18 protein-coding genes are annotated in these 22,996 nt (G+C 68.0%); 6 read left to right on the forward strand and 12 right to left on the reverse strand.

The genetic code is table 11. The features are described 5' to 3' along the window. Window positions 1–127 precede the first annotated feature (127 nt). From AC6RIC_RS01160 to AC6RIC_RS01170, 3 genes are all read right to left on the reverse strand, one after another. On the reverse strand, window positions 128–1,159 hold the full coding sequence (locus tag AC6RIC_RS01160; RefSeq protein ID WP_499734787.1) for an amino acid ABC transporter substrate-binding protein: 1,032 nt from the start codon (window positions 1,157–1,159) through the stop codon (window positions 128–130). Window positions 1,160–1,256: 97 nt separating this feature from the next. After that, entirely contained in the window at window positions 1,257–2,300 is a 1,044-nt protein-coding gene (locus tag AC6RIC_RS01165; RefSeq protein ID WP_499734788.1) for a GMP reductase, read from the reverse strand. A 111-nt stretch (window positions 2,301–2,411) separates the two neighbouring features. Next, entirely contained in the window at window positions 2,412–3,335 is a 924-nt protein-coding gene (locus tag AC6RIC_RS01170) for a DMT family transporter (protein ID WP_499734789.1), read from the reverse strand. Between the two features lie 445 nt (window positions 3,336–3,780). Here AC6RIC_RS01170 and AC6RIC_RS01175 point away from each other — a divergent pair, with 445 nt between their 5' ends. Beyond that, window positions 3,781–4,890, forward strand: a complete 1,110-nt coding sequence (locus AC6RIC_RS01175) for an AbrB family transcriptional regulator (RefSeq protein WP_454654309.1) — start codon at window positions 3,781–3,783, stop codon at window positions 4,888–4,890. A gap of 6 nt (window positions 4,891–4,896) precedes the next feature. Here AC6RIC_RS01175 and AC6RIC_RS01180 read toward each other — a convergent pair whose 3' ends face one another. Then, window positions 4,897–6,066, reverse strand: coding sequence for a glycosyltransferase (locus AC6RIC_RS01180; protein ID WP_499734790.1), 1,170 nt, complete (start codon window positions 6,064–6,066; stop codon window positions 4,897–4,899). Between the two features lie 168 nt (window positions 6,067–6,234). Between AC6RIC_RS01180 and AC6RIC_RS01185 the strand changes: the two genes are divergently transcribed. Beyond that, the gene (locus AC6RIC_RS01185; RefSeq protein ID WP_499734791.1) at window positions 6,235–7,284 is read left to right on the forward strand and encodes a glycosyltransferase family 2 protein; all 1,050 of its coding nucleotides are present in this window, start codon (window positions 6,235–6,237) and stop codon (window positions 7,282–7,284) included. A gap of 25 nt (window positions 7,285–7,309) precedes the next feature. On the opposite strand, the gene AC6RIC_RS01190 is transcribed toward AC6RIC_RS01185, so the two are convergent. Together AC6RIC_RS01190 and AC6RIC_RS01195 are read right to left on the reverse strand one after the other, a co-directional pair. Beyond that, complete coding sequence (locus AC6RIC_RS01190; RefSeq protein WP_499734792.1) at window positions 7,310–9,766, reverse strand: exopolysaccharide transport family protein; 2,457 nt, start codon at window positions 9,764–9,766, stop codon at window positions 7,310–7,312. A 24-nt stretch (window positions 9,767–9,790) separates the two neighbouring features. Beyond that, the gene (locus AC6RIC_RS01195; RefSeq protein ID WP_499734793.1) at window positions 9,791–10,789 is read right to left on the reverse strand and encodes an endo-1,4-beta-xylanase; all 999 of its coding nucleotides are present in this window, start codon (window positions 10,787–10,789) and stop codon (window positions 9,791–9,793) included. Between the two features lie 206 nt (window positions 10,790–10,995). Here AC6RIC_RS01195 and AC6RIC_RS01200 point away from each other — a divergent pair, with 206 nt between their 5' ends. Continuing rightward, window positions 10,996–12,234, forward strand: coding sequence for a lipopolysaccharide biosynthesis protein (locus tag AC6RIC_RS01200; RefSeq protein WP_454654314.1), 1,239 nt, complete (start codon window positions 10,996–10,998; stop codon window positions 12,232–12,234). On the opposite strand, the gene AC6RIC_RS01205 is transcribed toward AC6RIC_RS01200, so the two are convergent. Beyond that, entirely contained in the window at window positions 12,226–13,143 is a 918-nt protein-coding gene (locus AC6RIC_RS01205; protein ID WP_454654315.1) for a DUF6492 family protein, read from the reverse strand. The genes AC6RIC_RS01200 and AC6RIC_RS01205 overlap by 9 nt on opposite strands. After that, complete coding sequence (locus tag AC6RIC_RS01210) at window positions 13,140–13,943, reverse strand: WecB/TagA/CpsF family glycosyltransferase (protein ID WP_454654316.1); 804 nt, start codon at window positions 13,941–13,943, stop codon at window positions 13,140–13,142. Before AC6RIC_RS01210 ends, AC6RIC_RS01205 begins: the two co-directional genes overlap by 4 nt. Before the next feature lie 411 nt (window positions 13,944–14,354). On the opposite strand from AC6RIC_RS01210, the gene AC6RIC_RS01215 reads away from it, so the two are divergent. The 3 genes from AC6RIC_RS01215 (at window position 14,355) to hemA (ending at window position 17,749) form a co-directional block, all read left to right on the forward strand. Then, window positions 14,355–15,101, forward strand: a complete 747-nt coding sequence (locus tag AC6RIC_RS01215; RefSeq protein WP_499734794.1) for an SDR family NAD(P)-dependent oxidoreductase — start codon at window positions 14,355–14,357, stop codon at window positions 15,099–15,101. Window positions 15,102–15,197: 96 nt separating this feature from the next. Next, window positions 15,198–16,457: an allantoate amidohydrolase gene (locus AC6RIC_RS01220; protein WP_499734795.1), complete on the forward strand. Its 1,260-nt coding sequence runs from the start codon at window positions 15,198–15,200 to the stop codon at window positions 16,455–16,457. Between the two features lie 80 nt (window positions 16,458–16,537). After that, entirely contained in the window at window positions 16,538–17,749 is a 1,212-nt protein-coding gene (hemA, locus tag AC6RIC_RS01225) for a 5-aminolevulinate synthase (RefSeq protein WP_499734796.1), read from the forward strand. 207 nt (window positions 17,750–17,956) lie between these two features. On the opposite strand, the gene truB is transcribed toward hemA, so the two are convergent. The 4 genes from truB to AC6RIC_RS01245 form a co-directional block, all read right to left on the reverse strand. Further along, window positions 17,957–18,898, reverse strand: coding sequence for a tRNA pseudouridine(55) synthase TruB (truB, locus tag AC6RIC_RS01230; RefSeq protein WP_454654320.1), 942 nt, complete (start codon window positions 18,896–18,898; stop codon window positions 17,957–17,959). Next, a complete protein-coding gene (gene rbfA, locus AC6RIC_RS01235) occupies window positions 18,888–19,343 on the reverse strand; it encodes a 30S ribosome-binding factor RbfA (protein WP_454654321.1) in 456 nt (151 codons plus the stop codon). The genes truB and rbfA overlap by 11 nt, the downstream gene beginning before the upstream one ends. 151 nt (window positions 19,344–19,494) lie before the next feature. Beyond that, window positions 19,495–22,320, reverse strand: a complete 2,826-nt coding sequence (gene infB / locus AC6RIC_RS01240) for a translation initiation factor IF-2 (protein WP_454654323.1) — start codon at window positions 22,318–22,320, stop codon at window positions 19,495–19,497. Then, entirely contained in the window at window positions 22,317–22,964 is a 648-nt protein-coding gene (locus AC6RIC_RS01245; protein WP_499734797.1) for an RNA-binding protein, read from the reverse strand. Before AC6RIC_RS01245 ends, infB begins: the two co-directional genes overlap by 4 nt. Between the last annotated feature and the right edge of the window lie 32 nt (window positions 22,965–22,996).

Genomic DNA, 22,996 nt, shown 5'->3' on the forward strand with positions numbered 1-22,996 from the left:
ATCCCGGATGGAACGAAGTGGAGACCCGGGATCCATGCCGGAACGGTTCAGGCATGGATCCCGGATCGGCGCCGCTCACGCGGCTTGTCCGGGATGACGCGCTGGCGGGGTCGCTAGGCGTCCGCTCTCACTGGAAGGGCGGAGTGAAGAGCAGGCCGCCCTTGATCCAGAGCTGGTTCTGGCCGCGCTCCATCTTCAGGTTCGAACCCATGCCGACGGTGCGCTCGAAGCTCTCGCCGTAGTTCCCGACCTGCTTGATGGCGTTGTACATCCAGTCGTTCGAGAGCCCCATCATCGCGCCGAAGCCACCCTCGGCACCGAGCAGGCGACGCACTTCCGAGTTCTTGGAGTTCGCCTTCATGTCGTCGACGTTCTTGGAGGTGACGCCGAGCGCCTCGGCGGCGATCATGCCGTTCAGCACCCAGCGCACGACGAGCTGCCAGCGCTCGTCGCCCCAGCGCGTCACCGGGCCCTGCGGATCGTTCGAGATCGGCTGGGTCAGGATGACGTGATCCTCGGGGGTCTTGAGCTTGGCGCGCTGGCCGGCAAGCGCGCCGACGCCGGCGGTATAGGCGTCGCAGCGGCCGGCGTCATAAGCGGCGATGGCGTCGTCGTTCTTCTGGAAATTGGTGATGGTGGTCTTGAGGTTGCGCTCGCGGAACCAGTCGGCGGCGTTCTTCTCCTCGGTCGAGCCGGCGGCGACGCAGACCGAGGCGCCGTCGAGATCGGCCGCCGTCTTGGCATTGGCCGACTTGCGGACGATGAAGGTCTGGCCCTCGTAGAAATTGATGCCCTGGAAATTGAGGCCGAGCGTCGCGTTGCGCGAGAAGGTGATGGTCGAGTTGCGCGAGAGCACGTCGACCTGGCCCGATTGCAGGATCGGCCAGCGCTGCTGCACCGAGGTCGGCGTGTACTTGACCTTGTTGGCATCGCCGAGCACGGCGGCGGCGAGCGCCTTGCAGTAATCGACGTCGAGCCCGCTCCATTCGCCCTTGTCATTGGCGAAGGAGAAGCCGGGCAGACCGAGATGCACGCCGCATTCGAGATTGCCGCGCGCCTTGATGGCGTCCAGCGTCGGGCTCGGCGCGAGCTGCTGCGCCTGCGCCACCGAAGCTCCCGCGGCGAGCATGACCGCCGCACCCAAGATCCTGATCGTCATATCCGTCTCCCCGAAGCCGTCGGGCGGCTCTCTATGTTGCAGGGCGACTATGCAACAGGCGCAAGGAAAGCGGTAGCGGCGGAAATGCCAATCCGCGTCAGTTGCCGAAGATGGTGTTGAGCTGGCTGCCGACCATGATGAAAGTGGTGCGCTTCGACATCTCCTTCAGGCGGACCGCGCCGATATAGGTCATGGCCGAGCGCACGCCGCCCATCAATTCCTGCATCGTGCCCTCGACCGGGCCGCGATAGGGCACCTCCACGGTCTTGCCCTCGGAGGCCCGGTATTTGGCGACGCCGCCGGAATACTTGTTCATCGCCGTATCCGAGGACATGCCGTAGAAGGTCATCGCCACCGGCACCTTCTCGCCGTCGCGCTCCTCGTAGCGGATCTCGCCCTCGCACTCGTCATGGCCGGCGAGCATGCCGCCCATCATCACGAAATCGGAGCCGCCGCCATAGGCCTTGGCGACATCGCCCGGCACGGTCAGACCGCCATCGCCGCAGACGAGACCCTTCAGGCCATGGGCCGCATCCGAGCATTCGATGATGGCGGAGAGCTGCGGATAGCCGACGCCGGTCATCTTACGGGTGGTGCAGACCGAGCCCGGCCCGATGCCGACCTTGACGATATCGGCGCCGGCGAGGATCAGCGCCTCGGTCATGTCGCCGGTCACGACATTGCCGGCCATGATCGCCGCGTCCGGGAAGGCGGCGCGCGTCGCCTTGACCGTGTCGACGAATTTCTCGGTATAGCCGTTGGCGACGTCGAGACAGATCTTGGTGATCGGCGACTGGGCGTGGACGGCCTTCAGCTTGTCATGGTCGGAATCGGTCGTGCCCAGCGAATAGAAGGCATTGGCGGAGCCGGGCTCGCGGAAGAAGGCGATCAGTTGCGCGGCGCTGTAATGCTTGTGCAGGGCGACCATGGCGCCGTGCTTCAAGAGCGCCCCGGCCATCGCCATGGTGCCGACCACGTCCATGTTGGCGGCGATCAGCGGGAAGCCCTTCCACTCCTTGCCGGTATGGGCGAAGTGGAAGCTGCGCTCGACATCGACCTCGGCGCGGCTGCCCAGCGTCGAGCGCTTCGGACGAATCAGCACGTCGCGGAAGTCGAGCTTCGGGTCGTTTTCGATGCGCATGATCCGGCCTCTGGATGTCGTGCCGCGCGGGGCGAAGCCGGGCGGCCGCACGCGGGAGAGGCGTGCGCCGATTCATAGCGCCCGGGACGGGGCCGGCGCAATCCCGGCCGCTCAGACCGGGGCTGGCGGCGGCGCGACCCTGCGGGCGTTCTTGCGGATCGTGTAGAGCGTCGCGCCGATGACGACGGCCGCGCCGAGCCAGGTGGTGAGCTCCGGAATCTCGGCGAAGAAGACGAAGCCGGTAAAGCTCGCCAGCAGCAGGCGGCTGAAATCGAGCGGCGCCAGCGCCGCCGCCTCGCCGACCTGATAGGCGCGGGTGATCAGCCATTGCCCGGCGGTACCGAACAGGCTGAGCGTGATCAGCCAGAACCATTGATTGGGCGTCGGCGGCTGCCACCAGAGAAAGGTCGGCACGGACAGGAGCACGATCAGCACGATGCCCTGATAGAGCAGGATCGTATCGGTGCGCTCGCTCGCGGCGAGCTTGCGCACGCTGACCGTGATGGCGGCGCCGCATATCGCGCCGGCGACCGCGAGCAGGGCATAGATATCCAGCCCCTCCGAGCTCGGGCGCAGCATGATCAGCACGCCGATGAAGCCGATCACGGTCGCAGCCCAGCGCCGGCCGTCGACAACCTCCTTGAGGAAGAGCACCGCCGCGATGGTGACGAACAGCACCTGGCTGAAGCCGATCGCGGTCGCCTGGGCAAGCGGGATCTTGATCACCGCCGTGAAGCCGCAGAGCATCGAAAGCAACGTGACCACGCTGCGGAAGATCTGCAGGCCGAGCCTGTCGGTATGCAACGCCCGCCGCAGGCTGCCGGCCGCGAAGAGCAGCAGGATCGCGGTCATGATCACCTGCCGGATCAGCAGGATCTGCACGAGCGGAATGCCCTGCCCGACATGCTTGATGCCGGCGACCATTACCGCATAAACCAGCATCGCCGCGAACATGAGGACCGAGCCGCGCAGATTGGGGCTCGCGCCGCGCCACCAATAGCGCAGACGCTGCCTGCGGCTTTCGAACCAGCCCACCCCGCCTGCTTTCGCACCAACGGGCGGTTCAGGCTCGACGATCGGGGCAGGACGAGAAACACCCGGCTCGGGAGGCGCGGAAGCGGCTGGCTCGTGCCAGGGGGCATTGCCCTCGAACCCCGGCCGACCCTGCCGGCCGGACTGCCGCTCCTCGCTCATCACCCTCAACCAGTGGTCGGCGGCCGATGACCGGCCCGGCATTTCATCCCTGCCGCAAATCATTGAGGAAACGCGGCAATTCGGCCAATGACAATGCGACATGGCCGCGTTGTCCCGGCCGCGCGACGCGCAGGGGCGACATACCCGGCGCGGGCTGTGCAACGGCGCGAACAGTCTCTAGGAGGAACCCGAAAGGGACCTGCCGCTTGACGCTTCGAGACCGCCCCTCTTCCCGCTTTCGGGCCATGGCAACCGACCGGCTGAGCCGGCGCGACGGACCAGGCCGATGAAGGCCCTGCTCGACGATTTCCTGGGCGGGATCAAGGCTCTGGCTCCCAGCCGCTTCCCCTATCGCCGCTTTGCGCTCGCGCTCGCGCTCGGCGGGCTCGGCGGCTGGCTCTTCGTGCAGGCCAAATTACCCCTGCCCTGGATGCTGGGCTCGATGGTGTTCTGCACCTTCGCGGCCCTGATCAGCCTGCCTGTGGCTGCGCCGTCCGTGATCCGTCCGCCGATGACGGCGGTGATCGGCGTGATGCTCGGCGCCTCGTTCAAGCCCGAGGTGATCGCGCAACTGCCGAACTGGCTGCCGACGCTGGCCGGGCTCGTGCTGTTCATGGTCGCCTGCGGGCTGTGCTGCGTCAGCTATTTCCGCCGCGTCGCCGGGTTCGATCCCGTCACCGCCTTCTTCTCGGGCATGCCGGGCGGGCTGATCGAGATGGTCACCGTCGGCGAGGAGAAAGGTGGCGATGCCCGCATCATCGCCTTGATCCACTCGGCTCGTATCCTGCTGGTGGTGATGACGCTGCCCTTCATCGTGCAGTGGATCGGCGGGGTCACGCTGAGCGGTGGGCGCGTCGCCGGCCCGTCGCTGGCGCAGACACCCATCAGCTCCGAGCTCTGGCTGATCGGCTGCGGCATCGTCGGCGTGATCGTCGGGCACTGGCTCAGGATGCCGGCGAAATATCTGCTCGGCCCGATGCTGGTCAGCGCGATCGTGCATGTCGCCGGTCTGAGCGCCGCAATGCCGCCGTCGGAAATCGTCAATGCAGCGCAGCTCGTGCTCGGCGTGACGATCGGCTGCCGCTTCGTCGGCACGCCGCCGCGCATCATCCTGCGCGTGCTCCTGCTCTCGGTCGGCTCGACCGCGATCCTGCTGGCCCTGACACTGGGCTTCGCCTGGCTCGTCGCGCTGGTCTCCGTGCACGGCCATATCCCGCTGATCCTGGCCTATTCGCCCGGCGGCCTCGCCGAGATGAGCCTGATCGCGCTGGCGCTCCATACCGAGGTCGCCTTCGTGGCGGCCCACCACATCATCCGCGTTTTCCTGGTGATGGTCTCGGCCGGGCCGATCTTCGGCCTGATCGGCCGCCGCGCCGGCAAGGCCGCGGCGGAATAGCCGTTCTCAGCCCCTGGCGGCGGCAAGCCCCCGTGCGAGGCCATCCGCCAGCGCCTTGCGCTGGCTCGCCATGAAGGCCGCGCCGTCGATGCGCTGCCGATCCCCTGAGCGGATCGCCGCGACGCGCTCCGTCAGCGCCCGGGCGAAATCCTCGGCCGTATCGGCGAGGGTGAAATTGGCAGGCATGTCCGTGAAACCGCGGCAGGACAGGGTCGTGGCGACGGCCGGCAGGCCGAGCTGCATCGCCTCGATCGTCTTGAGCTGCACGCCGGTTCCGGCCCGGCTCGATAGCGCGACGAGCCGGCAGGAGCGCAGGAAGCCTTCGGCCGAGGGCACGCGGCCGACCAGTGTCACATTCGGCGGCGCACGCAGCTCGGGCGGGACGCGCCCGGCAACCGCAACGCGGATTCCCTCCGGGAGCAGCGGACAGACCTCGCGCAGGAACCAGTCGAGCCCGATCAGATTGGGGCCCCAGGTCCAGGTGCCGATCAGGCCGATATCGAAGACCGGGGCCTCGCCGAGATCATCCGGCGGGGCTGCGGCCGCGCTCCCGGACACCAGCGGCAGGGCACAGGACTTCGCCTGATGGGCGGGGCCGAGCGCCCGTCGATCCTCCTCGGCCAGCGTCCAGATGAAGCGCGCCTCGTCCCAGAGCCGCCGCTCCAGCCCCTCGAGCAATCGCGCCTCGCGCCCGTAGAGCCGGCGCAACAGCGGATTTCCGGCATGCTCGGCATTCTGCCGGGCCGAGACATGCTCGATATTATGTTCGACCAGGATGCAGGGCGCGATCCGCAGCAGCTCGGGAAAGGCACCGGGCAGCATGACCGAATTCAGGACCAGCGCATCGAAGGGTCCCTGCGCCCGGACGGCCTCGACGAGGCGGCCCGCTCCGGCGAGCCTGAGTTTCGCGCAGGCCACCGGCAGCCCGAGCCGCACAGCGTCGACGAGCCAGCGCAGCTTCTGCACGGCCGGAACCACCGCGTTCTCGATATCGGCCTCGGTGACCACGATCGCCTGCTCCGGCTCCGCCGGGATCTCGCCGGGACGGAGGAAGCCGATCGCGGTGACCGTGTGCCCGGCCTCGCGCAATGCCGAAAGGATCGCCGCATTGGCGATCTCGAAGCCGGTATCCGGCCGGGCGACGGGGATGAGCGAAGTCAGGAAAGCGAGGCGCAAGGCGAAAGAGCTCGTCGGCAGGAGGTCATTCCACTCCTCCCATTGGCCGGGCAGGTCAAGCCATGCCGCCGGCTATGATCAACGGGAGTTGCAGGGATCCGCCGCTCTTTCGAGAGAGGCGGACACCGAACCTTAAGTTGCCGCAGCCTAGTTTGCAGGTCGATGACCATGGCCAGCCAGACAAACGAAAGCATGACGAGAGGCGAGCGAGACCGCTCCGCCGGGCCGGTTTTCGGCACGCCCGAAAGCTTCGAGGTGGTGGCATGCTCGGCGCCCGAGGCGCTGGCCGGGGTTAGGAGCGTCGTCTGCGTCCCGACCTTCCGGCGCCCGGAGATGCTGGAGGCGACCTTGCGCTCGCTCGCCGGCCAGAAAGGCGGGCATGATTTCGCGGTGATCGTCGTCGAGAACGAAGGCGTCGAGCGGGCCGGAGCCGCCCGCGCCAGCGCGTTGCTTGCCGCTGGACTGTTCAAGGGCTTCGTCATCGTCGAGCCGCGCCAGGGCAACTGCAAGGCCTATAACGCGGCCTGGCGCTGCGCATTGACGCGCTTTCCCGCGCTGGAACAGGTTCTCGGCATCGACGACGACGAGGAAGCCGAGCCCGGATGGCTCGATGCCTTCGTCACGGCGGCCCGCACGGCGCCTGCCGAGCTGTTCGGCGGTTCGGTGACAGCCGCCTTTGCCGATGCGTCGCGTACCTGGCTCTCGGCGCATCCGGTATTCCGTTCGCATTACAGCGTCTCCGGGCCGGTGCCGATGCTCTATTCCAGCGCCAATTACCTGATCCGGCGCGGCGTGCTCGACCGGCTCGGTTTCCCTTTCCTCGACGAGAGCTTCGACTTCACCGGCGGCGGCGACACGGATTTCTTCACCCGCGCCAAGGCCGCCGGCTTCCGCTTCTGGTGGGTGCAGGAGGCCGCGCAGCGCGAGACCATGCCGGAACGGCGCAGCGAATTCAGCTGGATCAACGCACGCGGCCTGCGCAACGGCGCGATCTCGGCCGCGATCGAACGGCGGCAAAATCCTGGAACCGCCGGAAGGCTTCGGGTGCTGGCGAAATCGCTGGCCCTGCTGGCCGCGTCGGTCCCGCGCGGGCTTGCTCTGGGCCTCCGCACGCGCTCCGGGGTGATCGGGCTCTACCACGCCCAGGTCGCGATCGGCCGATTGATGTCCGAATTCGGCGTCGCCAACGAGCAATATCGCAAGCCCGAGAAAAACTGACCGGCGCAGGGCCCGGTCGTGACGCTCACACCACGTTGATCACGACGCCGCGCAGCTTGCCCGCATGCGTTCCGAGCTGCGCCTTCAGGCGTTCGGCGCCGGCCTGGGCAGATTTGCCGTCGCGCGCGACCAGCACGATATCGTCCACCACCTCGGCGAAGCGCCCGATCAGGCTGTCCGCCGCCAGATGGCCGCCATCCACGATGATCGGCCCGAAGCGATGCGTCGCCGCGAAGGCACCCGTCCGCAGCGAGCCCGCGCCGGCCGATGGGACCGCCCCCGCATAGGGCATGAAGGTCAGGCCGGTGCCCTCGTCCTTCATGATCGCGCGACCCAGTGCCACCTGGCCGGACATGACATCGCCAAGCCCGATCAATGCGTCCGCCGCGAAGACCGGGGTGAGGCCATGGGCACCGCCCGCGGCATCGACCAGCAGCGCCGGCAGGCCGGACCGGGCGGCATCGAGCGCCAGATTGAGGGCGAGCGTCGTCGCGCCCACCTGCGGCTCCAGGCCGACGACCAGGATGCGGCGGCGATGCTCGCCGCCTGCGGCCCCGGCCAGCTCGCGACGGGTCGCAGCAATGGCGGCAGCGAAACCTGACTGCGGCTTGTCTATGACATCGACGAGATGGCTCTGGCCCTGGAAGACCGAGCGCGCCTCGGCCACGTCACGCCGCCAGCGGCGGTTGCGCACCTGCGGGATGGTGCCGAGCATCGGCAGGGGCGCCGGTTCGGATACAGGTTCGGAGGTGCTCTCGGAAACGGGCGCGGCCTCGGGAGCGTTTCCAGCGCGCTTCGCGGAGCCGCCCGGGATCGCCATCAGGCGCCGCCAGTTCGCCGGTCTTGCGCTCGTTTGAGCGGGCTGCTGCTGCGGTGGCGGCTCGGTGGGCGCGGGAGCTGACGCCACCGGTTTGGGGGGTGGCGGTGTGACCGCAACGGCCGGCGCGGAAGCTGGAGCTGGGCTCTCGGTCTCGACCGGCTCGGGCGCAACCGGGCGCGGGGCACGGCGCCAGAACGGTTCGCGCTTCGGAGCCGGCGGGGGCTCCGGCGGGCGCGGCACGGCGAAGACGGCAAGTCCCAGCGCCAGAAGGACGCCCGCCCCACCGCCACCAAAGGCCCCCAGCAATGCCAGCGTCCGGCGGCTCATGCCGCTCTTCTCCAGCGGGGGCATGGCCGGGCTGATGATGCGGGCATTGGTGGTGTCGATGCCGCCGAGCTCGCCGGTCTCGCGGGCGCGCCTCAGGAAGGCGTCATAGATGGCACGGGAAGATTCGACCTCGCGCTCGAGCTCGCGCAATTGCACGGAGGCCCGGCCAGCGGCGTATTGCCCCGCCGTGAGCTGCTCGACGCGACGGGCGAGCTGACGCTCGGCCTCGACCGCACGGTCATGCTCGACCTTGGCGGCGCGCCCGATACGGGCGAGTTCCTCACTGATCTGGCGCCTGGCGTCGCGCACCTGCGACTGCGCCGAGGTCAGCGCCGGATGCCGCGCACCGAGGGAGGAGACGAGATCGGCCTCGCGGGCCAGCGCCGCGCCGAGCTGGGCGCGCAAGGCGGTCATCGTGTTGGAGGCGACCGCTTCCGGAATGGCCCCGGCCTCGATGCTGGAGGCGCGCGTACCGGCGATCTGGTCGTATTTCGCCTTGGCTTCGGTCGCACGGGTGCGAGCCGCGACGAGCTGCGCGCTGTTGAGCGACAGCTGCTGCTCGCCGAGCGAACGGTCGCCGACGCCGACGATATTGTTGGCTTCCTTGTATTTCTCGGCCTTTTCCTCAGCGATGCGCAGGCGGTTGCGCAGTTCCTCGAGTCGGCTGGTCAGCGCGGCCGTCGCCTTCTGCGCGGCTTCGGCGCGCACCGCGGCCTGGTCCTCGAGATAGGCCTCGGCCAGCGCATTCGCGATCTTGGCGGCCTTGTCCGGATCCTGCGCCGTCGCCGAGATGTCGATGACGAAGGTGCGTTCGCCGCGGCGCACCGCGACCGTGCGGTCGAGCGCCGCGAGTGCGTAGAGCGTCGCCTTGGGCGAGGGACCGGTACCGGTCCCCAGCAGACGGGAGAGGAAGCTACTCGAAGGGCCACCGAAATCCGGATCGCGATCAAGGTCGAGACGCTCGACGACCCGCGACTTGATGCTGTCGGAGGCGATCACGCGCGCCTGGCTTTCGAGATAGCCGGTGATCGAGGTCGGGTCGCTGCCGACATTGTTGGGGGAGACGTCGTTCTGGAGCACGCGCAGGTCGCGCGGATCGATGAAAAGCTGCGCGGTCGAGACGTATTTCGGCGTCATCAGCAGGCCGGCGAGGATCGCCAAGGCCAGGCCGAGCACAGCCATGAGCACGATCAGCCAGCGCCGCGCCCAGAGCGCCCCGAGGATCCAGAGGGGATCGGCCAGCCGCGCAAGCTGGACAGGCAGGGCCGCGGCCGGCCGCTCCGGGCGGTTCGGCTTGTCCTGCGCTTCGCTCGTGGCGGGCCCGGTGGTGAACATGACGCTACGCTTCACTGTTCTGCATCACGCGACTCCACGCCGGTAGCGTTCGAGCACGGCCATCATCGGCTTGGGCCGGTAATCGGCATCAAGCGGCAGGGGCCGGGCACGGGCGCTGTCCTTGCGCGGGAAGGTTTCGTGGACCCAGGAATAGCGGTCGGTCAGTCCCCAGGTGACGATCGCCTTCGGTCGTTTGACCGAGACGACGGCCTCGAGGAAGGTCGAGACCAGGGCTGCGGCGGTCTTGTCGCGTTGGGCGGCATCGGCCGGCAGCTTCCAGTCGATGACGTCGAGCTCGGTGATCTCGACATCGAGGCCGAGCTCATCGAGATCGCGCATGAAGCGCTGCACGCCGTCCACGTCGATGCCCTTGTCGGCATAGAGATGGGCCTGCATGCCGACACCATGGATCGGAATGCCCTTGTCTTTCAGGCGCCGGCAGATATCGAGCACGACCTTGCGGCGCGCGGCGGCACCGGGGACCGGCTCCTCCAGATGGAAATCGTTGAGCACGAGCCTGGCCTTGGGATCGATCCGCGCCGCCGTGCGGAAGGCGATATCGACATGCTCCGGCCCGAGCAGGCGCTGCCAGATGGTGTCGCGCCAGGGTCCGCCATCCGTGGGATCGTATTTGATGACCTCGTTGACGACGTCCCAGGTCGCGATCCTGCCCTTGTAGCGGTCGACGACGACCTCGATGTGGTTGACGAGTTCGCGCTCGGCCTCAGCCCGCGTCGTCATCTCCCTGGTCCAGTTGGGCAGCGCTTCGCCCCAGAGCAGGGTATGGCCGCGCAGCGCCTTCTTGTTCGCCTGAGCGAAAGCGACGAGTTCGTCGGCACCCGAAAAATCGAAGCGCGGCTGGTCATGCCGCAGCGCCTCCCATTTCAGGTCGTTCATGGGGACGATGACATCGCAATAGCGCTTCAGCGCGTCGCGATAGCGCACATCCCCGCGGAAGGCGCCGATCTCCGCGGCGGAGCCAAACGGGATCGGCCGCACGGCGGCGGCACCGGTCCCCGTCATGGCGCCGGCCATCAGGCAAGCCGACGCGCCGCGCAGCACGCCGCGCCGCGTCGGCGACGCTTCATTTCGGTCCGTTTCGGCTTTCCGTATGGTCAATCGGGACGCTTCCGTGTCGTTTAGGGTCGTTCAACGCCTCTGGTCTAAGAGGTGGGCGTCATGCTGCAACGCAAAGGCACGCGCCGGGCCAGCCGCCGCGGAAACGGGTCATGCTACCGGATCGCACCACCATCTTCGCCTACCTCACCATCCTGAGCGGCTCCGCCGGCCGGCTCGTGATCTCCCTTGTCTACTTCCTCATCGTTGCGAATACGTTGACCCTCGGCGAATTTGGTTTGTTCGCCACGGCCTCCTCGACCGGGCTCATCCTGTCGCGCCTGCTGGCCTTCGGTTTCATCTCGCCGCTCTACCGGGTCGCCACGGTCAAGCCGCGGTTGCTCGGCGCCTATCTCTCCGGCTTTGCCGGCCTGTCCGCGCTGTCGTTGCCGCTGATCGTCGCGGTCGCCGGGGCCGCCTATCTGCTGCTCTTCGCGGAGCGCCTGGCGCTCCTGCCTTTCGCGGTGATCATCGTCGCGGAGGTGCTGGGCTGGCGGCTCGTCGAGGTCGTCGCCATCGTCAATAACGGCTTGAGGCGCTTCCGGCAGGCGGCGCTGCTCGTCATCATCGGCTCGGGCCTGCGAACAGTGGCGGCCTTGCTCTTCGCCGCCTTCGGCCGGGCAAATCTGGAGATCTGGGCCTTCGCCTATTGCGGAGCCACCATGGCGAGCGCGCTGATCGCGCTCCTCGCCTTCCTGCCGAGGACGCGCTGGCGCTTCGTGCGCAACCTCTATCCGCGCCGGATGGCGGATGCCGTCTTCGCCGGCGCGGCCGATATCGTGTTCTATGTCCAGTCCGAACTCGACAAGCTCCTGGTGCTGGGGCTCGCCGGGGAACGTACCGCCGGGCTCTACGCCATCGCGCTCCGGGTGATCGACCTCACCGCCATGCCGGTGCGCAGCTTCAACCAGATGCTCGTCCAGAAGATCATGAAGGATCGCGGCATCGGTCGCTTCAGGCGCCTTGCGGCCTATGAGGCCGGCATCGCGCTGGTCTCGGTCGGCGGGCTGGTCTGCGTCATCGTCGCGCTGATGCCCTTCCCGAACCTGCTCGGGCGCAACGTCTCGGAGGCGGCCTATCTGTTCGCGCCGATGCTGCTGGTCCCGGCCTTCCGCAACCTCGTCGAGTATCACGCCGAATTGCTCTATGCCCGCGAGCGCACGGGCTCGCGCATCGCGCTCCTGTGCCTGCTCACGGCGATCAAGGCCGGGCTGATCTCGCTGGTGATGACACGCTTCCCGGAGGCCGGAAGCTGGGCCGCCTGGATGAACCTCGTCTTCGGCGTGGTCTATCTCGCCTCGGCCGGCTTCACCTACAGGCTGCTGGCGCAGGGACGCAGGCCGTTACGCTGAGGCCTGCCGCTCGAACAGCGCGCGGATGCGGTCGAGCGGCTGCCCGATGAAGGACTGGATGCCGACGGCGACCTGCCAGGGCTCCAGCACCTCCTCGAAGGAGGCGAGATCCTCCATGCCGGCGACATCCTCGCTGAACCAGTAGACCTTGCAGAGCTCGCGCGCATCCGGCCAGTGGCCGGATGCCTCGAGCCCGAGCACGCGTTCGACGAAATAGCCGTAGATCATGTATTCCGAGAACTGCCGCTCGCGCGCAATGGCCGAGACCCAGTCGCGCCCGCTGACACTTTCGACATGGTCGAGCAGGGCCAGCACATGGTCGCGGCGCCAGCTCACCAGGTTGTTGATGTAGTCGGGGCTCGGGAAGGTCGGGGCGTCGAGGCCGAGCAGGGTCGAGGCATGCGTGCACCACGGGATATGCCGCGCCATGTCGGCCGTGATGGCGTCCGGCTTGCGATAGAGCCTGATGGCTCCGTCATCCGATAGGCTGGTCAGGTCGAAGGGGCGCAGGAACAGCATGTCGGAATCGGCGAAGAGGATGACATCCTCTTCGCAGGCCGTCGCTACCGCGAATTTCCTGAGCTGCTGGGCATGCCAGCCGCGCAAGGGCGGGATGCCGCGCGCCAGCGCCTGCACTCCGGTCCAGAGACGGCGCCTGCCGAGGCTCAGCGGATCGGGCCGTGATTTCAGCCAGCCCGGCAGCAATTGCGATTCCGGCAGGATGCGCCGGCGTGGCCCTTCGAGCTCGCGGAAGAGCGGGACATCACGATCCTCGACCAGAAGATAATGGACGGCGTGGCCGCTGACGAAGCGATCGATGCTGGCGCAGAGCAGCCGGCAACGCTCGATATCGCCCCTGTAGCTCGGCGTCGCCAGGGCAAAGGTCGCTCTCAATGTCAGGGAACTCACCCGCTGCGTCGGCCGCCCATGGCATATTGCCGGGCCATGCGCATCAGGAAAGCGGGATTTCCGAGCACATAGCGCCGCCACAGACGGCGCGGTTCGAGCCAGAGACGGAAGATCCACTCGAGCCGCGCCTTGCGCACCAACTCGGGCGCACGCGGCACTTCGTCGGCGAAGAAATCGAACAGCGCCCCGACGCCGGCCGCGACCGAGCCATGCTGCGGGCCGAGCTTATCGGCGATGAAGCGTTCCTGGAGCGGGTTGCCCATCGCCACCAGCAGCAGGTCCGGGCGCTGGGCCTTCAGGCCCTCGAGAAGGAGAGGCTCCTCTTCGGCCGTGAAATAGCCGTGCGAGACCACGCTGAAACGATGGGCAGGATAGCGCTTCGTCAGGTTGGCGACCGCGCGATCCGCGACGCCTGGCCGGCCACCGAGCAGGGCGACCCGCATCGGCCGCCCGGAGCGGGCGAAGAGGGTGGGAAAGAAATCCGTGCCGTTGAGGTTTGCCGGGAAGGCCTTGCCATAGAGGATCCAGCTGCCGAGATCGACGCCGATGCCGTCGGCCAGAACGAGGAAGGTCGAGAGGCTGCGCAGCAGGGCGGCGTTGCCGGCGGCGACGTTCACCAGGTTGGCGTTGCAGAAAGCCATCTTCATATGGCTTCCCGTCGACACCGCATCGACCACCTCCGCGATCGCCGCCTCACGCTCCATCACGGCGATGCCGATGCCGCCGATATCGCGCTTGGCATAACCCGGCCGCTTGCGGCTCCTGGCTTCGCTGACAATCGTGATGGCGGTTGCGGGCACGGTGCTCTCGATCAGGGGCACGGCGGCCCATTGCGAATGTCGTGATTGTCTTTGCCGTTTCAGGGCTCGGGTCAAGGCAAAGCCCGCTGAAAGGTGAATGGCTTATTCCCGCGATCCGCGAGCCCGCGTTAATGGCAATCCTCTTGCAGCGACAAGGCCTTGTACCGAACCGGAACGATCGCCCGAATGGTGGCGCCACCCTGTCCCGGACACCGTCTCACCGCGACACAGACCCGCTTCGAACCGCCCCGATCCGGCACGCAGCGAAGGCCCTCGGCCCCCGGTCTTTTTGCGATCATCCTTAACAAAATGCATGACGGCCCTGCGCATTTCACCGAAATGGCTATGTCCTCTTGGCCGGCGCCGATCCACCCGGCTAGGGTGACCCGCACAAAGTTCGGGAGGGCTGGCATGAACCAAATCGATTTAAAGAAACGCGTCGCCATCGTCACCGGCGGGGCGCAGGGCATCGGCCGCGCCGTCGCCGAGCGCTTCGCCAAGAGCGGTGCGACCGTCGCGATCTGGGATGTCGACGCGGCGCTCGCCACCAAGGCCGCAGCCGAGATCGGCCATGGCGCCATCGGCGTCGGCGTCGACGTGACCGATGCGGCGGCCGTGCAGAAGGCGAGCGACGCGCTGGAGGCCCAGCATGGCAGCATCGACATCCTCGTCACCAGCGCCGGCATCGCCGGACCCAACCACAAGACCTGGGAGTACCCGCTCGAGGATTGGGCCAAGGTCATGAAGCTCAATGTCGACGGCACGCTGCATTGCTGCCGCTCGGTGATCCCCGGCATGGTCAAGCGCAATTACGGCCGCATCGTCCTCGTCGCCTCGATCGCGGGCAAGGAGGGCAATCCCAACGCGTCGGCCTATTCCGCCTCGAAGGCGGCGGTGATCGCGCTGACCAAGTCGCTCGGCAAGGAGCTCGCCGACAAGGACATCGCGGTGAACTGCATCACGCCGGCGGCGGCGCGCACCCGCATCTTCGACCAGATGAGCGAGGAGCATATCGGCTACATGCTGGCGAAGATCCCGCGCGGGCGCTTCCTACTGCCCGACGAGGTCGCCTCGATGGTCGCCTTCCTCGCCTCGGCCGAGAACAGCTTCACCACGGCCGGCGTGTTCGACCTCTCCGGCGGTCGCGCGACCTACTGAGGCGAGGGTGAGCGGGGGCGGATCATGCCACCGGAGAGAAGCTGCTTGGCGAAATTGGCCGTCGCAGTTTTAAAAACCCTGCTCTAGCTTGGCGGCATGACGCAGACGCTTCCCTCCGCCGCCGTCCTCGGCGCCCGTGCCTTCGCGGCGCTTGCCGGCCTCAATCGCTTCAGCGACGAGCCCGGCAAGCTGACGCGCCTCTATCTCTCGCCCGCGCACAAGCAAGCGGCGGAATGGGTCAAGGGCGCGATGGAGGTCGCGGGGCTCACCGCCTTCATCGACGCTGCCGGCTCGGTGCAGGGCCGGCGCGAAGGCACCGTTCCCGGCGCGCCTGCCGTGCTGATCGGCTCGCATATCGACACGGTGAAGGATGGCGGACGCTTCGACGGCAATCTCGGCGTCGTCGCCGGCATCCTTGCCGCACAGGCCTTGCGCGATGCCGGGATCAGCCTGCCCTTCCCGCTGGAGGTGATCGGCTTCGGCGACGAGGAGAATGTCCGCTTCCCGACGCATCTCTCGACCTCGGAGGCGCTGGCCGGCGCCTATGACCCGGCCTGGCTGGAGGCACGCGACAGCGACGGCGTGAAGCTCGGCGAAGCGCTCGTCGCCTTCGGCGGCAATCCGGCGGGGATCGCGGCGCTGGCCCGCAAGCCGGGCTCGATCCAGGCCTATCTCGAAGTCCATATCGAGCAAGGGCCGTTGCTGGAGGCGGAGAACGAGGCGGTCGGCATCGTCACCGCCATCAACGCGCAGAGCCGCGCACAGGTGCGTGTCACCGGCGAGGCAGGACACGCCGGCACCGTGCCGATGGCGCTGCGCAAGGACGCCTTGACCGCCGCAGCCGAAATGGCGCTGGCACTGGAGCAGATCGCCGGCGCGCATGAGCTCGCCGTCGGCACGGTCGGGGTGCTGCGCCCCGAGCCCGGCGCGACCAATGTCGTCCCCGGCGCGGCCGAGTTCACCATCGATTTCCGCGCCCCGAAGGACGAGACTCTGGCGGCGATGGATACCGAGATCCGCAAACGCTTCGCCGAGATCGCAGAGCGTCGCGGCGTCGGGCTGGAGATCATCCCCTATGCCCGGGCCACGGCCGTGCCGATGGAGCCGAAGCTGCAGGATGCACTGGCGACCGGCATCGCCCGCAGCGGCAGCAACCTCGCCGGGCGGCGGCTGCCCTCCGGCGCCGGGCATGACGCCATGGCGATCGCCGCGGTGGCACCCGTCGCCATGCTCTTCGTGCGCAACGAGAAGGGCATCAGCCATTCGCCATTGGAGAACATGACCGAGGCCGATGCCGGCATCGCCATCCGCGTCCTCATCGAAACGATTCTGGAACTGGCCGGGCGCTCACAGTAGAACAATTCCAGCCGCGACACCGCGCACCATTCCGCGAACGGCCCGAAAGGCCTAGGAGAGGCGCGCCGCAGGAGGCTGGAATGGATTTCGAGAACTTCTTCCGTCGGGAGCTCGACGGATTGCGCAGCGAGGGCCGCTATCGCGTCTTCGCCGACCTGGAACGCCAGGCCGGCCGCTTCCCGATCGCGACCTATCATGGCGAGAGCGGCCCGCGCGACGTCACCGTCTGGTGCTCGAACGACTATCTCGGCATGGGCCAGCATCCCAAGGTGCTGGCCGCGATGCATCAGGCGCTCGATGGCAGCGGTGCCGGCGCCGGCGGCACCCGCAATATCGGCGGCACCAACCACTACCACGTCCTGCTGGAGCGCGAGCTCGCCGATCTGCACGGCAAGGAAGCCGCGCTGATCTTCAATTCCGGCTATGTCTCGAACTGGGCCTCGCTCTCGACGCTGGCCGCGCGCATCCCCGGCTGCATCGTGCTGACCGACGGGCTGAACCATGCCTCGATGATCGAGGGCATCCGGCATTCGCGCGCCGAGAAGCATATCTTCGCCCATAACGACCCGGCCGACCTGCGCCGCAAGCTCGCGGCGCTCGATCCTAACAGGCCGAAGCTGATCGCCTTCGAGTCGGTCTATTCGATGGATGGCGACATCGCGCCGGTCCGGGAATTCTGCGACATCGCCGACGAGTTCGGCGCAATGACCTATATCGACGAGGTCCATGCCGTCGGCCTCTACGGCGCGCGTGGCGGCGGCATCTCGGAGCGCGAGGGCCTGACCGACCGGCTCACCCTGATCCAGGGCACGCTGGCGAAGTCCTATGGCGTGATCGGCGGCTACATCACCGGCTCGGCGGCGCTGTGCGACTTCATCCGCAGCTTTGCGTCGGGCTTCATCTTCTCGAGCTCCCTGCCGCCGGCCGTGGCTGCGGGCGCGATCGCCGCGATCCGGCATCTCAAGGAGAGCTCCGCCGAGCGCGAGCGTCAGCAGGACCGCGTCGCGGCCTTGCGGGCCAAGCTCGACGCCGCCGGCATTCCGCATCTCGCCAATCCCAGCCATATCGTGCCGGTGATGGTGGGTGAGGCGAAGGCCTGCAAGGCGATCAGCGACGAGTTGCTTGATCGCTTCGACATCTATGTCCAGCCGATCAACTACCCGACCGTGCCGCGTGGCACGGAGCGGCTGCGGATCACGCCCTCGCCCTTCCATTCCGATGCCGATATCGACACGCTGGTGGCGGCGCTCAGTGCGATCTGGGCGCGGGACGGGCTGAAGCGGGCGGCCTGAGGGGCGCCAGAGGCGTCGATCAGAGGCGCGGGCTTTGCCCTTCTCCCCTTGCGGGAGAAGGTGGCTCGGCGAAGCCGAGACGGATGAGGGGTCTCTCAGGTCGCAATTATGAGCGGGCCGTGAAACGCCGACGATCCAGGCCGGCGCGCGCCCTCACCCCAACCCTCTCCTGCAAGGGGAGAGGGGGCAAGCCGCGGCCTCCTTGCCTCAGAGATTGAAGACGCGGTGGGGAACGAACTCGCCGTTCTGGACCGAGCCCGTCGAGACCAACGTGCCGGCGCAGGTCGCGTAGGCGGCCTCCAACTCGATCGGGGCGCCGGCTCCGCGCAGCAGGGCGCTCTGGCCGCGCTTGAGGCGGGCGGCGGCGTCGCGGTGGAGCACGATCTCCGGGATCAGCGTCAGCGCCGCCTTGACCGGCTGCAGCGCCGTCAGCGCGCTTTCTGGGCTCTCGCGCAGGGTCTCGACACTGGCGGCGTCTGCGACCGTGAACGGCCCGACGCGGGTGCGGCGCAGATGCGCGACATGGCCGAGGCAGCCCAGGGCCAGACCCAGATCGCGGGCGATGGCGCGGACATAGGTGCCCTTGCCGCATTCGGCCTCGAAGGTCGTGGTGGCGCCGTCATGGCTGACGATGTGGAGCGCGTCGATCTCGACGGGCCGCGCCTCCAGCTCGACCTCCTCGCCGTCGCGGGCGAGGTCGTAGGCGCGCTCGCCGGCGATCTTGATCGCCGAGAACTTGGGCGGCGTCTGCATGATGGTGCCGGTGAAGCGCGGCAGGAGCGCAGCGATCGCCGCCTCGTCCGGACGCTTGTCCGAGGTCGCGATGACGCTGCCCTCGGTGTCGTCGGTATTGGTCTGCGTGCCCCAGGCGACAGTGAACTGATAAGCCTTGCGGCCGTCCATGACGAAGGGAACGGTCTTGGTCGCCTCGCCCAGCGCGATCGGCAGCAGGCCCGACGCCAGCGGGTCGAGTGTGCCGGCATGGCCGGCCTTCTTGGCGCCGAAGGCGCGCTTCACGACGCTGACCGCATGGGTCGAGGTCATGCCGATCGGCTTGTCGAGGATGACCCAGCCATGGACGTCGCGCTTCTTCGGACGCTGCGCCGGCGCAGCGTCTTGGGCGATTTCGGGAGCGTTCTCAGCGGTCATCGTTACGGTCGTCTTCGGGGGCTTCGTCTTGGTGGTCCTGGTCGATCCTGAGGCGCTGGACCTGCGTGTCGCGGCGCACCGCCTCGGTATCGAGCAGCGCATCGATGCGCTCGGCCTCGGCGAAGCTCTCATCGGCGCGGAAGCGCAGGTCCGGCGCGTATTTCAGGTTCACGCGATGGGCGATCTCGCCGCGCAGGTAGCGCTTGTTGGCTTCGAGAGCCTTGAGGACCGGAGCGATGTCCAGCCCGCCGAGCGGCATGATGTAGCAGGTCGCGAGCTTGAGATCCGGCGAGAGGCGGACCTCCGGCACGGTCACGACATGCTTCGCCAGCACGTCATCATGAATGTCGCCCCGTGCGAGCATCTCGGCCAGCGCGTGGCGGATCAGTTCGCCGACGCGCAATTGCCGCTGGGATGGGCCGGAAGGTTTTGCAGGTTTAGCCATGGTTCTCGTTTCTCCGGGATCGGACCGGACCAAACGTCCCGGCGGGCCAGGCCCGCCGTCTCAGGATGATCAGGCGCTGGACGCGCTCTTCTCGTCACGAGATGGCCGGGCTTTGCCCGGCCATGACGCGCTGTTTCAGGAAGCGCAGCCCTCAGAGGCTGCGCTTGATCTCTTCGACGCGATAGCACTCGATGACGTCGCCGGCGCGCATGTCCTGGTAGTTCTCGAAGGACATGCCGCATTCCTGGCCGGCCACGACTTCCTTGGCATCGTCCTTGAAGCGCTTGAGCTGGCCGAGCTTGCCCTCGTGAACCACGACGTTGTCGCGGATCAGGCGGACATTGGCGCCACGCTCGATCGTGCCGTCGGTGACGCGGCAGCCGGCGATCTTGCCGACCTTCGAGACGTTGAAGATCTCGAGGATCGTCGCGTTGCCGAGCATGGTCTCGCGCAGAGTCGGCGCCAGCAGGCCCGACATCGCGTCCTTCACGTCATCCATGAGGTTATAGATGATGTTGTAGTAGCGGATCTCGACGCCGGCCCGGTCGGCCGCCTCGCGCGCTTCCTTGTGGGCGCGCACGTTGAAGCCGACGACCACCGCGCCCGAAGCCTGGGCGAGCGTGACATCCGACTCGGTGATGGCACCGACGCCCGAGGACAGCACGCGGGCACGAACTTCTTCGTTGCCGACCTTCTCAAGCGCTCCGACGATGGCTTCGACCGAGCCCTGCACGTCACCCTTGACGACGAGCGGGAACTCCTTGCGGCCGGCGCCTTCCTTGAGCTCGCGCATCATCTCGGCGAGCGAACGGCCGGCGCCCGAAGCCGCGCCACGGGCGGCGAGGCGGTCGCGACGCTGACGCTCGCGGTAATCGGTGATCTCGCGGGCGCGGGCCTCGGACTCGACCACCGCAACGCGGTCGCCGGCCTCGGGCGTGCCGTTGAAGCCGAGAACCTCGACCGGCATGGAGGGCGGAGCCTCCTTCACCTGCGCGCCGGTATCGGCGATGAGCGCGCGGACGCGGCCCCATTCGGCACCCGCCACGACGATGTCGCCGGTGCGCAGCGTGCCGCGCTGGACGAGAACGGTCGCGACCGGGCCGCGGCCCCGATCGAGCTTGGCCTCGATGACCGTGCCTTCGGCGGCGCGATCCGGGTTGGCCTTGAGATCGAGCAGCTCGGCCTGGAGCGAGATCGCCTCGAGCAGCTTGTCGAGGTTGTGGCCGGTCTTGGCGGAAACCTCGACTTCGAGCGTCTCGCCGCCGAGCGTTTCGACCTGGATCTCGTACTGCAGCAGCTCGGCGCGGACACGGTCCGGATTGGAGTCGGACTTGTCGACCTTGTTGATGGCCACGATCAGCGGCACGCCGGCAGCCTTGGCGTGATGGATAGCCTCGGCCGTCTGCGGCATGACGCCGTCATCGGCCGCCACGACCAGCACCACGACGTCCGTCACCTTGGCGCCGCGGGCGCGCATCGCCGTGAAGGCGGCGTGGCCGGGGGTGTCGATGAACGTCACCTGGGTGCCCAGCGGGGTCGTCACCTGATAGGCGCCGATATGCTGGGTGATGCCGCCGGCCTCGCCGGTGACGACCTTGGTCTTGCGGATCGCGTCGAGCAGCGAGGTCTTGCCGTGGTCGACATGGCCCATGATGGTCACGACGGCCGGCCGCGACTCCAGGGTCTCGTCGGTATCCGGCGTGTCGAACAGGCCTTCCTCGACGTCGGATTCGGCGACGCGCTTGACGGTATGACCCATTTCCTCGGCGATGAGCTGGGCGGTGTCGGCATCGATCACGTCGGTGATCTTGTGCATCGCGCCCTGCTTCATCAGCAAGCGGATGACGTCGACGCCGCGTTCCGTCATGCGGTTCGCGAGTTCCTGGATGGTGATCGTCTCGGGGATGATCACCTCGCGCATCACGCGCTCTTTCGCGACGTCAGAGGCGCGGTGGCCGGTCATGCGCTGCACGCGCCGGCGGAACGAGGCGACGGAACGCGTGCGCTCGTCCTCGCTCCCGGTCGCGGTCGACAGCGTCAGGCGACCGCGCGGCTTGTCGTTTGTGGTCTTCGGCGTCTTGGGCGCGGCGGGAGCCGGGCCACGACCGGGGCCGGCACTCAAGCCGGGACGGCGGAACGCGGCCTTGACGTCGACATCATCCGAGCGATTGCGCGTGGTGTTGGCCGAAGGCGCCTGGCGCGCCGGACGGGCGACCGCCGGCTCGGACGGAGCCGTCGTGTCGATGCGGGGCGTGCGCGGCGCATCGGAACGCGGCGGGCGGCTGTCGAGCCGGGGCGGGCGCGCACCGGTGTCGCGCATCGGCGGGCGCGAGGTGAACTCGCGCGGGCCGGACGGGGCCGGACGGCCATAATACTGGGTCGGCTGGGGCGCAGGAGCCTGGGGCGCAGGCGCGGCCTCGCGAGCCTGCGGCGGCGGGGCCGCCGGGCGGGCGGGAGGCTGTTCGTCGCGCTGGCGCGCGGCCATTTCGACGCGGCGCTTCTGGTCGTCTTCCTGACGGCGGCGCTCTTCCTCCTGCCGCTGACGGGCGGCAGCGGCTTCGCGCTCCTGGCGCTCGCGCTCGACGGCGGCAGCGCGCTGGCGCGCCTCGTCCTCGGCGATACGGCGCGCCTCAGCCTCGCTGCTGCGGGCTTCCGACAAAGCGCGCTGACGGGCGTCCTTCTCCTCATCGGAGAGGGTGCGCAGCAGCATGCTGCTGGCCGGACGCTGAGGCGGCTGCGGAGCGGCGGGGCGCGGCGCGGTCGCCTGCGGAGCCGGGGCCTGCGGCGGACGCGGCGCGACGGGCTCCTTGACCTCATGCCCGGCGGCGCGGCGCTTCACCTCGACGACGACCTGCTTCGTACGCCCATGCGAGAAGCTCTGGCGAACAGTGCTCTGCTCGACAGGCCGCTTCAGCGACAGGGTCTTGGGCGGGTTGACGGAGAGTGTCTTGTCGCCCGGGTTCTTGGTATCGGTCATTCCGCGTTCGGTCCTGCCGGTTCGGTCGTGTCTTCGGTGTCGTTCTGGTCGGATGCGGCGGTATCGTCCGTCCGATACCGGACGAGCCGACGCCAGCGGGAGAGGACGCCCTCCGCCGCCGGACCCGGAGCAAGCGCGGCATGTATCACATGTGCCCGCCCCAACGCCAATTCCAAATCCGCCGCCGTGAAAATAGCGACGACGGGCAGTTCACGGGCCTTGAGCCCTTCGGCTTCGCGGGCTGCCCCGATCCGCCGGATGGCCTGGCCGATCTTGCGCTTGCCATCCTCGGCCCCATCGCTGGCAGCAATGACGCCGACGCAACGGCCCGAGCCGATCAGGGCCTCGACCTTGGCGAAGCCCGCGATCACGAGACCCGCCTTGTTGGCCATCGACAGCGCCTGCACCGCATCGCGCAGCATCAGCGCATCGATCATCTCCGGAAGGTCGGCGGGAACCGCGACCTTCGCCTTGAGCGAACGCTCGAAGGCCTTGCGCTTGATCGCCTCGGCCACCGTCCTGCGGCTGAGGCTCGCCCAGACGCCGCGTCCGGGCAGCTTGCGCCTGAGATCCGGGACCAGCGTACCGTCCGGCCCCGCGACGAAGCGGATCAAATCCTCAGGCGCCTTCACGGTCCGCGTCACAACGCAGCTTCGCTCCGGTCCTTCCTTTTGAG

Source organism: Allobosea sp. TBD101, from assembly GCF_059817965.1.